Annotated in this window: 8 protein-coding genes; 3 read left to right on the top strand and 5 right to left on the bottom strand. The window is 46.8% G+C overall.

The window, feature by feature from the left end:
• The first annotated feature begins 61 nt into the window (after positions 1-61).
• Complete coding sequence (locus C7460_RS14175) at positions 62-2218, top strand: M3 family metallopeptidase (protein WP_115868776.1); 2157 nt, start codon at positions 62-64, stop codon at positions 2216-2218.
• Between the two features lie 274 nt (positions 2219-2492).
• Here C7460_RS14175 and C7460_RS14170 read toward each other — a convergent pair whose 3' ends face one another.
• Entirely contained in the window at positions 2493-2693 is a 201-nt protein-coding gene (locus tag C7460_RS14170; RefSeq protein WP_115868775.1) for a YwbE family protein, read from the bottom strand.
• A 627-nt stretch (positions 2694-3320) separates the two neighbouring features.
• On the opposite strand from C7460_RS14170, the gene C7460_RS14165 reads away from it, so the two are divergent.
• Positions 3321-3956 carry a hypothetical protein gene (locus C7460_RS14165; protein WP_115868774.1) on the top strand — a complete coding sequence of 212 codons (636 nt, stop codon included), beginning with the start codon at positions 3321-3323 and terminating at the stop codon, positions 3954-3956.
• Between the two features lie 498 nt (positions 3957-4454).
• Complete coding sequence (locus tag C7460_RS14160) at positions 4455-5597, top strand: T9SS type A sorting domain-containing protein (protein WP_115868773.1); 1143 nt, start codon at positions 4455-4457, stop codon at positions 5595-5597.
• A 229-nt stretch (positions 5598-5826) separates the two neighbouring features.
• Here the strand turns inward: C7460_RS14160 and C7460_RS14155 are convergent, their stop codons facing one another.
• From C7460_RS14155 to C7460_RS14140, 4 genes are read right to left on the bottom strand one after another with little or no spacing between them, the layout of a single operon-like run.
• Positions 5827-8169, bottom strand: coding sequence for an OmpA family protein (locus C7460_RS14155; RefSeq protein WP_115868772.1), 2343 nt, complete (start codon positions 8167-8169; stop codon positions 5827-5829).
• The gene (locus tag C7460_RS14150; protein ID WP_115868771.1) at positions 8166-9191 is read right to left on the bottom strand and encodes a PorP/SprF family type IX secretion system membrane protein; all 1026 of its coding nucleotides are present in this window, start codon (positions 9189-9191) and stop codon (positions 8166-8168) included. The genes C7460_RS14155 and C7460_RS14150 overlap by 4 nt, the downstream gene beginning before the upstream one ends.
• Positions 9188-10390, bottom strand: a complete 1203-nt coding sequence (locus C7460_RS14145; protein ID WP_115868770.1) for a hypothetical protein — start codon at positions 10388-10390, stop codon at positions 9188-9190. Before C7460_RS14145 ends, C7460_RS14150 begins: the two co-directional genes overlap by 4 nt.
• On the bottom strand, positions 10391-14743 hold the full coding sequence (locus C7460_RS14140; RefSeq protein ID WP_115868769.1) for a tail fiber domain-containing protein: 4353 nt from the start codon (positions 14741-14743) through the stop codon (positions 10391-10393).
• Between the last annotated feature and the right edge of the window lie 392 nt (positions 14744-15135).

The raw sequence follows: 15135 nt of genomic DNA, 5'->3' as shown, positions 1-15135 counted from the left end.
GTTTTGAATGGCAATCATCCCTTGTAATTTTCTCCACTTAGAACCCATTAAACCTATTCTTATGCAACACATCACCCCAAAAGCAGCCTACTTCCTATTGGCAGCAGTATGGCTTGCCGGCTGCAACCCTTCGTCTGAAAAAGAAACAACCAGCAGCACTACCGACAATTTATTACTACAGGAGTGGACAGGACCCTACGGCGGACTACCCGCTTTTGATCAAATGCAACTTTCTGACCTCAAAGAAGCCTTAGAAACTGGTATGACCAATCACCTGGCTGAAATAGAGAATATCGCCAGCAACAGCGAAGCACCTACCTTCGAAAATACCATTGTAGAAATGGAAAAAGCAGGTAAGAAGCTGGACAGGGTGTTTACCTACTACGGCATCTGGAGCAGCAACAAATCCACACCCGAGTTTCGGGAAATCCAAAGCGAAATGGCGCCAAAAATCTCGGATTACTCTTCCAAAATCACGCAAAATGAAGAGCTGTTTGAGCGGATAAAAGCAGTATATGAAGCATCTATGGAAACTCCCCTACCAGATGACCAGCAGCGCGTAGTAGATTTGATCTACACCCAGTTTACTATGAGCGGTGCCAATCTGGATGCCGCAGCAAAAGAGCGCTATGCTGCTATCAACAAAGAACTGTCCGTACTCTACACCAGCTTTTCTAATAATGTGCTGGCCGACGAGGAAAACTACGTGGTATACCTCACAGAAGACCAGTTAAGCGGCCTACCCGAATCGTATGTGAAAGCTGCTGCCAAAGCCGCAGAAGATCGTGACAAACCGGGCATGTATGCTGTGACCAACACCCGCTCTTCTATGGATCCTTTCCTCACCTACTCCGATGAGCGTTCGCTGCGTGAGCAAGTATGGAAAAACTACTACTCCAGAGGTGACAATGGGGATGAATACGACAACAATCAGAACATAGTAGAGATATTGAAGCTGCGGGACGAACGTGTGGAGCTACTCGGATATGACAATTATGCCCAATGGAGGCTACAAAACCGTATGGCCAAAACCCCAGAAAATGCCATGAACATGATGGAAGCCGTGTGGCCAGCAGCCATAGCGCGCGTGAAAGAGGAAGTAGCAGACATGCAAGCCATAGCTGATGCTAACGGTGATAACATCACGATAGAGCCATGGGACTACCGCTACTATGCCGAAAAAGTACGCAAAGCCAAGTACGACCTTGACTCTGATGAAGTGAAACAATACCTACAGCTGGACAAGCTACGAGAAGCCATGTTTTTCGTGGCTGGCGAGCTATTCAACTTCGCTTTTGCCCCTGTGGAAGAAGGTAAAGTTCCGGTATTTCACGAAGATGTAAACGTATGGGAAGTGACCGACAAAACCTCTGGCGACCTGATTGGACTGTGGTACCTGGACCCTTTTGCGCGGCAGGGTAAGCGCTCCGGAGCCTGGGCTACTACCTACAGAAGCTATACATCTTTTGAAGGGGAGCAAGTAGTGCTCGCCTCCAACAACTCCAACTTCATCAAACCTGCTCCCGGGGAGCCTGTACTGGTTTCATGGGACGATGCAGAGACGTTTTTTCATGAGTTTGGTCATGCACTGCACTTTTTGGCTTCCGATGTAAAATACCCTACGCTCAACAGTGGCGTGCGTGACTATACTGAGTTTCAGTCGCAGCTGCTAGAGCGCTGGCTGGCTACAGACCCCGTGATAGAGAACTACCTGGTGCACTACGAAACCGGCGAACCTATGCCGGCAGAGCTCATAGCCAAAATCAAAAAGGCTAGCACCTTTAATCAGGGATTTGCTACTACTGAATACCTGGCATCTGCACTGATGGATATGTACTACCACACCACAGATCCTGAGCAAATAGAGCCTGATAGCTTTGAGCGCGAAACGCTAAAAGAGCTGGGTATGCCTGACGAACTGGTGATGCGTCACCGATCTACCCACTTCGGGCATGTGTTTAGTGGTGAGGGCTATGCTACGGCCTACTATGGTTACATGTGGGCGGATGTACTTACTTCAGATGCTGCTGAGGCCTTTCAGGAAGCTCCTGGCGGGTATTATGACAAAGAGTTGGCTGACAAGCTGGTAAAGTACCTCTTTGCGCCAAGAAATGCTATAGATCCGGCAGAAGCTTACCGTCTGTTTAGAGGAAGAGATGCTAGAATTGAGGCATTGATGCGCGACCGTGGATTCCCTGTAACCAGCCCAAAAGAATAAGTAGAAAAAGCTATAGGATGCCTATAAATAAAATGCCCCCGGAAACCGGGGGCATTTTTGCTTACCTCTTGTTTTTTTCACCTAACCTAACCAATCTAAGAGATAAGCGAACTTCACTATGAAAAAACCTGATACAAAGATGCTATGCGGCACGTTCATGTGTAGCCTCATCTCGACGATTGGGGTGCATTTCACGACCAACGACCTCTTTTGCACATTTAGTGAAAGATTATCCTTGCTAAATAGCTGATTGTCTGACTCCTAAGCAGGATATCTAGTCCTCCTCCAGCACCTCCTGTACGCGACCTACCTCCCCTGTCTCCAGGCGCACTTTTATGCCATGCGGATGTGTAGCTGACCGGGTCAGCAGGCGCTCCACATATCCTTCGGTGCGCTCTCCTGTGCGTTGGTTGTGTTTTTCCACAATGGACACGAACGTGCCCGGTCTAATCTCGCTGCGCTTTGGTACTGCCATTTTTTATCACAAAGGTAAAATAGGTGGTAGACATTTGATCGGAAGCTAATGAAGGAAAACTAGCGTATACTAAAAGCTGCAAGGAGGTCTTCTGTGGTTGCAAGGGGTTCTGAAAGGATTGCAAAGACTGCACCAAAGGCTGCAAAAACCGCTCTGGACACTGCAAAAACCGCTGGAGTCATTGCAAAGACCTCTACAGCGCCTGCAAAGAACACCTGTAGGCTTGCAAAGTCTATTTAGGTGGCTCCAATACCTTCATAGGGTGCTGCAATGTCCTCTGAAATAATTGCATGGACCCGTCCTAAAATTACTTGACAGGTTTTTGCTTAATGCTAATAATAGTTTACAATGATAAGTGATAATCCTAATTGTACTTTACCTGGATGACTGTAATCCCAGATGAAGTATACAGGCTAGGATTAAGTCCTGCTTTAGTTTTACTGTAGATTGATTAATCCTTCATTGGCTTTACGGTTTAAATGGTTGTACTAAATCTGCTCTACATGCTATTGGATGTGATTTCAATAAGCGGAATTAGGTGTTAGACATTTTTTAGTTAATAATATTTTGAAATAACGGCATGTAAACTTATTTTCATTTCCATAAATCAATTTTAAACCTAACCCTATGACTGACACACAAATAGATGAGGTGGAAATGTTTAGAACAACTCAGGCTTATCTGGATCAAAACGCCGCTATTTGGAGCTCTATTCCCGTGATTGTTACCTACAAAACAGCCCTATCTGAATTACTTTCGGATATCAGCTCAGCACACACAGATCAACTGAGATCACAGGTGTACTTGGGAGCTACCGTTCAGAAAATAAAGCGAAATGTAGCTATCAAAATGGATATTCTGGATGATGTTTTGGAAGCATATGCCGAAGACACTGGTAAGGAAGAGCTGAAAGAACAAGCCGACCAGTCGAAATCCGATTATTTCAGGCTACCCAATGAAGATTTTGAGTTAAAAACGAAAAGCATGCTGTCGCTGATAGCGCATCATCTGCCAGACATGACTGACTATGGCATGAGCAGCGAACTGTTAGATGAAGTAAAAAGCTCAATGGACAAGTTTTTGGAATTGCGAGGCAAGCCGCGTGAGTTTCGCATAGCCTCCACCCGAGCCACGAAGAGTCTGGAAGACTTATTTGCTGAAGGCAAACAACTGGTACGTCGTATGGACAAGGTGATGAAGCTATTCAAACATTCCAATCCGAGCTTTTATCGCGGTTATCAAGCTGCAAGAACGTTGATTTGACGGTTATGTATCCCAAAAAAAGCCCCGGGAAATTCCCGGGGCTTTTTTGCTTGCCTCTGTATTTTTTCACCTAACCAAACCAATCTACGAGGCAAGCGAACTTCACTATGAAAAACCTGATGTAAAGATGCATGATCTTACATGCTCTCGATCAGTTACTCGACACACGCCCTTTCATGCTCGTTGAGAGGTGTATCCAGGCAGGTAAACCATAACCATACATTTGCGGAGTACTGAGATGATGCCAACGTATGGAAAACGTTTCCGTTAAATAAAAACGATACCGAGAACGTTTCCGCAATTTTTTAGCTAAAACCCTTCAAGTCAAAGGGATACAACACACTAGATTGAGTCATTAGTCCTGCTACCAAAGGCATTTTGTCCGAACAGTATGTTGCTGGTGACATCTACCTAATACTGACTACTCAGGCAGATCCCTTTTGGCGATAGCGGCTTAAAGTACGAGCATACATTTATCTAAACTATAAACTAAAACCAATGATGAAAAACCAACAACCTTACTTAGCAAAACTCGCCTGTCTGATACTACTACTGGCGGCAGGCCCCCTAGTACTGGCTCAGCAGGCGCCGCCCAGTGCTGTAGCAGGCTTGTACAATGCTTCGGTGGACTGGAGTGTGTCTGACGATTTTAACTCATTGAACTGGAGTAAATGGACCTACCGAAAAGACGATGGTACGAATGGCATAGGAGAAGGCAGCAACTACGTATATATAGTCAATAACAGCTATGTAAGTCTAAAGGGCTCAGGAGCTACCGACAAAGGTGGAGGGCTATCCTCTCTCAACCCGACGCATTATGGGTTTTACATTACAAAATTTAGACTATTGGGCGGTTTTCCTGAAGACCACTCCACTGCATGGCACCCGTCCATCTGGGCGAGTCCGTGGAACATGGGGAGCGATGCGCGTCAGCTAAACCCTTTGCCTTCAGACTGGGTGGAGATTGATTTTATGGAATACATCGAACAGTGGCCTTCATTTTGGCATACTCAACTCATACCACGCCTCAACAATGTAACGGAGCCAGTCTCAGGAAGACCTCTACTTTACACGCGAGACACAAATTTTGGAAGCTGGACCACTTTGGGACTGGAATATCACCCGGACTATTTTCAGCTATGGGAGCTTACCAATGGTACCTGGACCAAAAAAGGGACCAAAATCTACACGTCAGGCTATGAAAACACTACTTCGAAAATCCACTACAAATGCCGCTCGCAGGTATACTGGATACTCAGCAATAAATACCACTATGCTGGAGGGTGGTATCAGGGTGACAGCTGGATGCACGTAGACTATTTCTACTACTACCCGTACAATGGCAGCTCACGAAATGACCTGAGCCACTTTGAGGCTGATAATCCTCAGTCCAACATGGGGCTGGAGCAGGTCAGCCTCTCCCCCAACCCAACCCATGGGTTGGTATCATTGGCTAACCTGGCAAATGGCACCTATGAAGTAACGGTGGTAGACTTGCTGGGTAAAACTGCTCTTGAACAAACTATCAATGTATCTGCTGGCTCCTACAGCATGGACGTGGCCACCCTGCCTAAGGGTACGTATGTACTAAAAATTAAAAGCCGCGAGGGATCTAGAAACATGCGTTTTATCAAGTATTAGATCAACCAAAATGAGGGAGAAGTTTTATACAAAGAAAGCCCCGGGAAATTCCCGGGGCTTTAGTGCTTACCTCTGTATTTTTTCACCTAACCAAACCAATCTACGAGGCAAGCAAACTTCACTATGAAAAACCTGATGTAAAGATGCAGTGAAATACTCCCTATTTGGTCTCCAACTCGATGGTCTGCTGGAGTAACACGATCAGTCAACCGTTTGAGGCAATGAGTGCCTAATGCTTGTAAATCACCAACTCCTGGCCGGGCATGACTTTACCGGGCAGGTGATTTACCTCGATGAGCAGCTCCTCGATCACTCCGAATCTTCTGGCGATAGACGCTATGGTATCGCCTGGGCGCACGCGGTATGAAATGAGCTCTTTGCCTACCGCATCTTCAGGGATCATGTAATTGTAGTTTGGCGAAAGGTGCTGAGGGTCAAACACGCGCAGTACGTGTCCTTCTTTGAGCATGGTGACTCCTGCTTCCAGGTTGTTCCACTCACGCAGATTTTCTGCGGGGATTTGCAGCAAGTCTGAGGCTTTGTCTATAGACAAATCCTGACGAACTATGAACACCTCTGGGTGGGCAAAAACCACCGGCTCACGGGTATAGATGACAATTTCAGCGCGGCGGTTAAATAGCCGGCTGTACCAGGAATCATGACTGGATAGCAAGTCTTTTTCCCCGTTGGGGTAGATACGCAGCTGCTCATAACTGAGTCCTCTGTTGTGCAGGTAATCAATGATAGCCAGTCCCCGGTTTTCACTCAGCTCGTAGTTGTAGGCATTGTTGCCAAAATGGTCTGTATGGGTATAAACGTCTACCATCACCACGTTTTCTGGATCAAAGTAGCGCACCAGATCGTTGAGGGTTTCCATAGACTCATTGCGAAGGACTTTGGAATCAAAATCAAAGTAGATGCGCTCAAAATCGTACTTTATGCCATCAAAACCCATGGGTGAGACACGTGCCATTACAGGTTGGCCTGCTGCGGTGAGTGTGGGAGTGCGAAGTGTATCTGGCAGGAGTCTAAGCTCAAACCTGCCCTCATCTGAAGCCTTAGTGATCACCTCTGAGGTATCTGACAGGGTAAGCCTAATGACGGACTGTGCAGGTGCCGATCCAGTTACCATTTTGAATCCGAAGCTCGTTGATGAATCTCTAACTGTCTGCGAGCCTTTCACACCTTCTATGGGATGCAGCAGATGGTAGTCTTCGTACTCTTCCAGTCGGAATGAAAACAGGTCTACAGAGGCCGGCCGCTTGAGCACCAGGTCTACCAGTGCCCGCTCCTCCATGAATGACTTGAGTAGCCGCATCTCGCTACCGTAATCAAATCGGTAGATATCAAACTGGTTTTGGGATCGGTTGGTAGTGACAAACCCCTGGTTTGCTCGGATGTAAAAGTAATTGTCATCAAAAGAGCTATTGAAAGGTGGACCCACGTTGTATACATCAGCCGCAAAGAATGTAGTCCCTTTGGCCAGGTAAATGTCAAAACCACCATAGCCCACGTGTCCATTGGAGGCAAATAGCAACCCCCCGAAAGTGGAAGAATAGTATGGGCTCATTTCATCAGCCATTGTATTTACCGTAGCCCCCATGTTGATGGCTGGAGACCACTCACCTTTTCTAATCTGAAAGCTCATCCAAATGTCTTGTCCGCCTTCACCTCCGGGTCTATTGGATACAAAAAAAAGTGTATCTCCTGTATATGAGATTGCTGGCTGCTTGTTGTCATAGCCGGGCTTGTTGACCTGGGCACCCAGCTTGATAGGCTCTCCCCACTCACCTGCGGCTGATCGCTCTATCTGGAGTATTTCGCAGGGCTGATTGTCCAAACACGATGAGTAGTAAAAAAACTGGCCATCTGCTGAAAAGCTACCAGTGCCTTCAGCCCACTCGGTATTGAGGTGATCAAAAGATTGCTTATCTGAGCTAAGCATCTGGTCGCTGGTCTTAAAGGCATATATATCTGGCAACACACCACCGTATGTAGGGTCGTAGAACTGTTTTTTGCGTGTTTTCCGGGAGCTGGCGAGTGCATAGAGAGCATCCCCATCGTAGGCCAGGCCAAAGTCATGACTGGAGGAGTTGACCGCATCAAACGGAGTAAGCGTATATTCACTTCTATTTTGTGAAAAGCGGATACCCAACTGACATCCCTCTTGCTGAAACAACCCAAGTTTTCGCAGGTCTTCGTTCAGGCCTTTTTGAGAGAGCATCAGGCCAAATACTGAGTCGGCTTCATGATAAGCTCCAGCTACTTTGAGCAACCACCCATAGTGATAAAGCGCCTCCTCATTTAGGTAACCTGCATTGAGCAACTTGAGTAGCTCTTTTTCTGAGCGCTCATACTGTAGGCTATGGTGCAGACTGAGGGCCAGTTTTAGCTGAATGGCCCGATCATCGGGTTTTGCCTCGTGCAAAAACTCGTAATACTCTACAGCCTCTTTGTATTTCTCTGAGGAATAATATTGAGCTGCCAGGTCTTGTATTTGCGTAAGGCTTTGTGCCGCTACAGGCAAATACGCACTGGCAAGGAGCCATATGGTCGTTAGCGTTTTTCTCAAAACAAGGGATTTGACACGTCTACCATCACATTTTTGAACTGAAAGCTATAACTAAAAGACACCTCGTATGTTGTGCGGCTGTCTTCGGGTATGATCTCGCTATTCGTTAATGTATTGGCATTGAGGTCTATGCTGATGCCAGCTTTCCATTGCTTATGCTTTACACCTGAGAGGAAAATAAATGAGTCGTTGAATCTGTACCAGGTCCCGAGCTGAATGATGGTGGTCAGGTTTCTCCCCACATATCTGGAGAGGTATAGGCCGGAGTTGATCTGCACACTGCCCTGGAGGTACTGAACATACCCTGATGGGTGCAGAAAAAACAGCTGAGACACCTTTTTACGAGCCGACACGATGCCTTTGAATTGCATGGGGCGATTGGTGTTGCTATTGAAGCCATCCGCGGGGCGATTGATGCTATGTACACTTAGCCCTAGTAGCAGAGAGTTTTGGCTCAAAAGTGGGTTTTTATGGTCGGTAGTCTGTAATACTGCTCCTACATTGAAAGTAGGTGCAAATTTAGACCCTTCAGCGATCAGCTCAGCCGGTAATGAGTCGTCGTATCCATAGTAGGGATTGAACTGCGAGCCGTATTTCAGCTCAGATAGGTCCAGTTTGTTTTGAATGACTCCACCCTGTACTCCAAAAGACAGGAATTTAGTACCCTGATAGTCGAGGTTGAGTACGTAGGAAGAAGATAGCAACACATTAGTGGTTTGGTAAATGCCCTCATAGCCGCTTTTTTCCTGTACAAATGTTAGCCCCACTCCTGCTGATCGTGACGCAAAGGAAGTGACTTTCTGAATAGGATGTATGAAAGAGGCATGCGTAAGCTCCTGCAAAGCATGGCCATTTCCATTCACTCCAGATTTGTAGTTGAGGTCCATCCGCGTACTTGACTGTAGGCCTACAAATGCAGGGTTTAGATAAGCCGAGGTGGCGAAGAATTGTGAAAACTGAGTATTCTGCCCCTGAGCTGCGAAGCTCCAAATGATCGATATCGCAAGTAGTAGCTTTTTCATCGCATCAACATTACGGTACCAGACTGTTCGAATACTCCCTGATCTTTAGTTTCCAGCTTCACGCTGTAGTAATATACTCCCTGGGCAGCTTCACCGCCTTGCACCAGACCGTCCCACCCTGTTTCTTCCAATGGAGTGTCCATTACCTCCTCTGAAAAGACCTTATTGTTACGCTGATCCCAAACCATGAGGGCTACCCGCTCTACTTCCACTGCTGAGGCAAATGCTCTAAATCGTTTGTTTTCATCATACTGCCCAGAGGGAACAAATACAGTGGGCACATAAAACTCTGCTCCACTGATGACTGGCACTACTCCTACCCCAAGAATTGCGGTAGCGTTATCTAATCGAAGGGCATTACCAGACACTACACTCTGACGTGCATTGCCACCTGGCATTACCTCATGCATTTCTGATTGCCCACTAAGCGGCACAAACACACTATCGGCCAGCACAGAAACAATGGCGCTGTAAGCTTTGGATCGGATGGGGTTGGTCTGAGGTACGCTGGCAGGATCCATATCCGGATAGCCCAGCGTCACCATGCTATTCAATGCAACATTTCCGCTGTGCTGTACTTCCCAAATGGCCACATCTGAAATAGCTACCATCTCTTCGTTTGGCTGTAATAGAACCTGCTCTGGGGTTTTAGCTTCGACCTGAAGCCTTGAATCACTTGTATTTTCGAGGCTTAGTGGCAAGTAAACTCCATCATGCCCTACAGGATAATGAAGGAATTCAGCTTGCTTGTTGGTAATGGCCAGTTTTCCCTGTACAAATGAACTTTCGCTTCCACCTATGATAGTGCCCAGAACCTCCAATCCATCCCACCCGGCTTGAAGTATACCATGTGTAAGTCTGAGCTCATCGGTTACTGTAACCTGGGATGCGGTCAAACTACTTGTAGTGGGGCGGTCTATTTCTAAAGTTGAAACATTCAAATTGGAGCCCGTGATGGATTGAGCCGAAGCTCCTACCAGCTTGAGTGCTCCTAAAGTAGTATTTGGGCCAAAATCTGCATGTTGCTCTAGCTCTATGAGGCCTTCATTGTGTAGGGATCCAGAGATAATTGCGTCTGCGGAAAAATGAATGGTGGCACCCTTACTAACCTCAAGGTGTGACTGCTCTGGCACAAATACATATTGCGCCAGAGAAACCTGAGCGAGAATTAGTGTACATACGTTCCAGAATATTTTCATTTATTTGATCTCTGCTGACTGTGAGGCAAGCACTTCTAAGAGTGCTTCTACCTTTTGCAATCTAGCTTCGTACCCATTAGCAAGCTGACGGGATTCGTTCAGCTCAGCTCTAAGGTCGTCGATCTGTTGTGCCTGCTCTTTAAGTGCTTCTACCAAAACAGGGATTACACCTGTATAATTTACAGATTTGGTGCCTTCTGCATTGGTCATCACCAGGTCTGGAAAGGCTGTTTCCAACTGCTGAGCCATAAATCCATATTGAATTCCGGGTAGCGACTCATCCTTCCAGTAGTAGGTATACCCCTTCACCTGTCTGAGTCGGCTGAGGGCATTTCCGATACGTACAGTATCCTTTTTGAGGCGCTGATCTGAAGTACCTGTAGAAGTAATTTGCCCTTTACTGTTGTAAGTAATGGAGCCGCCCAGCACAATATTATAAGTATTGGCGGTAACGACATCTGCCATCTTACCTGGGGTAATGGCCAGGTTATCTACATCAGCCGTAGCTACGGTATTTTTTGCTGCCAAACTACCCAATGTTGGAGCACCCGTCAGGCTGCTATAGGCACCATCAAAATCGTCTGCAGCATTGGTATCCCAACCCGTAAAGTCCGGAGCACCCACCAAACTGCTATAATTGCCATCAAAGTCATCGGATGCGTTCTGGTCCCAAGCGCTAAAATCTACGATCGTATTGTCGGGATCGTTGGTCAGGCTCAGCTGGCTTGCGCTGTATTGTAAATCTTGAATCTCGTTGGTAGCACTAGCATCTGCGTCGTTGACGCTTGTGATAAAGCCAGCGTCATTGGTTAGATCACTCGTTTTAGTAGGGATCGTTGGAGCACCCACCAAGCTGCTGTAGTTGCCGTCAAAATCATCGGATGCGTTTTGATCCCAAGAGCTGAAATCTACGATCGTGTTATCGGGATCGTTGGTCAGGCTCAGCTGGCTTGCACTGTATTGTAAATCTTGAATCTCGTTTGTTGCACTGGCATCTGCGTCGTTGGCGCTGGTGATAAAACCTGTGTCGTTAGTTAGATCACTTGTTTTTGTAGGAATCGACGGTGTGCCTACCAAGCTGCTGTAGTTGCCGTCAAAATCATCGGATGCGTTTTGATCCCAAGAGCTGAAATCTACGATTGTGTTATCGGGATCGTTGGTCAGGCTCAGCTGGCTTGCGCTGTATTGCAAGTCTTGAATTTCGTTTGTTGCACTGGCATCTGCGTCGTTGGCGCTGGTGATAAAACCTGCGTCGTTCGCCAGATCACTTGTTTTAGTAGGAATCGACGGTGTGCCTACCAAGCTGCTGTAGTTGCCGTCAAAATCATCGGATGCGTTTTGATCCCAAGCGCTGAAATCCACGATCGTGTTATCGGGATCGTTGGTCAGGCTCAGCTGGCTTGCACTGTATTGTAAGTCCTGAATCTCGTTTGTTGTGCTGGCATCTGCGTCGTTAGCGCTGGTGATAAAACCTGCGTCATTGGTTAGATCACTTGTTTTAGTAGGGATCGTTGGAGCACCCGTCAGGCTGCTATAGGCTCCATCAAAATCGTCTGCAGCATTGGTATCCCAACCCGTAAAGTCGGGAGCACCCACCAAACTGCTATAATTGCCATCAAAATCATCGGATGCGTTCTGGTCCCAAGCGCTAAAATCTACGATCGTATTGTCGGGATCGTTGGTCAGGCTCAGCTGGCTTGCGCTGTATTGCAAGTCTTGAATTTCGTTGGTAGCGCTAGCATCTGCGTCGTTGGCGCTAGTAATAAAGCCTGCGTCGTTGGTCAGATCACTCGTTTTAGTAGGGATGGTTGGAGCACCTGTGAGACTGCTATAGGCACCATCAAAATCGTCTGCAGCATTGGTATCCCAACCCGTAAAGTCCGGAGCACCCACCAAACTGCCATAATTGCCATCAAAATCGTCGGATGCGTTTTGATCCCAAGAGCTAAAGTCAACGATCGTGTTATCGGGATCGTTGGTCAGGCTCAGCTGGCTTGCACTGTATTGCAAGTCCTGAATCTCGTTCGTTGCACTGGCATCTGCGTCGTTAGCGCTGGTGATAAAACCAGCGTCATTGGTTAGATCACTGGTTTTAGTAGGGATCGACGGTGTACCTACCAAACTGCTGTAGTTGCCATCAAAGTCATCGGATGCGTTTTGATCCCATGCGCTAAAATCCACGATCGTGTTATCTGGATCGTTAGTCAGGCTCAGCTGGTTTGCGCTGTATTGTAAATCTTGAATCTCGTTCGTAGCGCTAGCATCTGCGTCGTTGGCGCTAGTGATAAAGCCTGCGTCGTTAGTCAGGTCACTTGTTTTTGTAGGAATCGTTGGAGCACCCGTCAGGCTACTGTAGGCACCATCAAAATCGTCTGCAGCATTCGTATCCCACCCGGTAAAGTCAGGAGCACCCAGCAAACTACCATAATTGCCATCAAAATCATCGGATGCGTTTTGATCCCAAGAACTGAAATCTACGATCGTGTTATCAGGATCGTTGGTCAGGCTCAACTGGCTTGCACTGTATTGCAAGTCCTGAATCTCGTTTGTTGTGCTGGCATCTGCGTCGTTAGCGCTGGTGATAAAACCTGCGTCATTGGTAAGATCACTTGTTTTAGTAGGGATCGTTGGAGCACCCGTCAGGCTACTGTAGTTGCCATCAAAGTCATCGGATGCGTTTTGATCCCAAGCGCTGAAATCCACGATCGTGTTATCGGGATCGTTGGTCAGGCTCAGTTGGCTTGCACTGTATTGTAAGTCCTGAATCTCGTTTGTTGCACTGGCATCTGCGTCGTTGGCGCTAGTGATAAAACCTGAATCGTTGGCCAGATCACTTGTTTTAGTAGGAATCGACGGTGTGCCTACCAAACTGCTATAATTACCGTCAAAATCGTCAGATGCGTTTTGATCCCAGGCACTGAAATCCACGATTGTGTTATCGGGATCGTTAGTCAGGCTCAGCTGGCTTGCGTTGTATTGCAAGTCTTGAATTTCGTTCGTTGGATTGGCATCTGCGTCGTTGGCGCTAGTGATAAAGCCTGTGTCGTTGGTCAGATCACTCGTTTTAGTAGGGATGGTCGGAGCACCTGTCAGGCTGCTATAGGCACCATCAAAGTCATCGGATGCGTTTTGATCCCAAGCGCTAAAATCCACGATCGTGTTATCTGGATCGTTGGTCAGGCTTAGTTGGCTTGCGCTGTATTGCAAGTCTTGAATTTCGTTCGTTGAATTGGCATCTGCGTCGTTGGCGCTAGTAATAAAGCCAGCGTCATTGGTTAGATCACTCGTTTTAGTAGGGATCGATGGAGCACCTGTGAGGCTGCTATAGGCACCATCAAAATCGTCTGCAGCATTCGTATCCCAACCCGTAAAGTCCGGAGCACCCACCAAACTGCTATAATTGCCATCAAAATCATCGGATGCGTTCTGATCCCAAGAGGTAAAATCTACGATCGTGTTATCGGGATCGTTGGTCAAGCTCAGCTGGCTTGCGCTGTATTGCAAGTCTTGAATTTCGTTCGTTGAATTGGCATCTGCGTCGTTGGCGCTTGTGATAAAGCCTGAATCGTTGGCCAGATCACTGGTTTTTGTAGGGATCGTCGGAGCACCCGTCAAGCTGCTATAGGCACCATCAAAATCATCTGCAGCATTGGTATCCCAACCCGTAAAGTCCGGAGCACCCACCAAACTACCATAATTGCCGTCAAAATCATCGGATGCGTTTTGATCCCATGTGCTAAAGTCAACGATCGTGTTATCAGGATCGTTGGTCAGGCTTAGCTGGTTTGCGCTGTACTGTAAGTCTTGAATCTCGTTTGTTGCACTGGCATCTGCGTCGTTGGCGTTGGTGATAAAGCCTGCGTCGTTGGTCAGATCACTTGTTTTAGTAGGGATCGATGGAGTGCCAACCAAACTGCTGTAGTTGCCATCAAAATCGTCGGATGCGTTCAAATCCCAGTTCGACACATCTATACTGTTTCCATCGGAAATGGTGAGACTACCTCCTTCCAGAGAAAGAGTTTGTAATTCATTTTCTGGATCATTGTCTACAACTGCCTGATTGAGCGAGGCCCAGGTATTGTTGTGCCAATAGTAAAAGGCGCCTTCCTCTCTATCATACACCATCAATCCTTCATCGGCTGTGGATAACGACATTGCCAATCGTTGAGAGGAGGTTAATGCCGGAATTTGAAACCCCTGATTATTATTTGGCGAAACAAGATGGAGAACAGCATTCGGATTTGGAGTACTTGTATTGATGCCCACAGATTGCTGACTCCAACCTACTAAAGGCAAGAGCATCATTGTGATTAAAATACCTGTCAGCCTTAAGTTGTTTCCTGATCTGTTCATAATCTTCTAGTTAATTCAAGTGATTCGTCCCCGCTCCTACCCGTCTACTCTATCTTCATCTACACTCAACTTCTCAAAATTCATCTCCTCATCTTATCCCTTACCGTGGGAGAATCACTTAAATGTATACGGTAAATATCGGCTGATTAGATGTCTAAAAAAAATCAGCACCTCGTCAAAAATGGCCCAAAACAGCATTTAAAGACCACTTTTTACATCAAAACCGACCAACCAACTGGCTGACTTATTCGTCCAACTAGCAAAACCAATCACTCACCGAAAACCGGTTTTTTTTCAGCTTCTCAGAAAGATTTCTTTCAATTTTTTATTGATTTAATACAATTGCACCCGTATCGCTCTTGATTTTCTTAGTGCAGTCTCCTCTCTCTTAC

The organism is Marinoscillum furvescens DSM 4134 (assembly GCF_003386095.1).
In the GTDB taxonomy this organism is placed as follows: domain Bacteria; phylum Bacteroidota; class Bacteroidia; order Cytophagales; family Cyclobacteriaceae; genus Marinoscillum; species Marinoscillum furvescens.
Note: the sequence above shows the minus strand (reverse complement) of the source record. Positions and strands in the feature narration are given on the sequence as shown.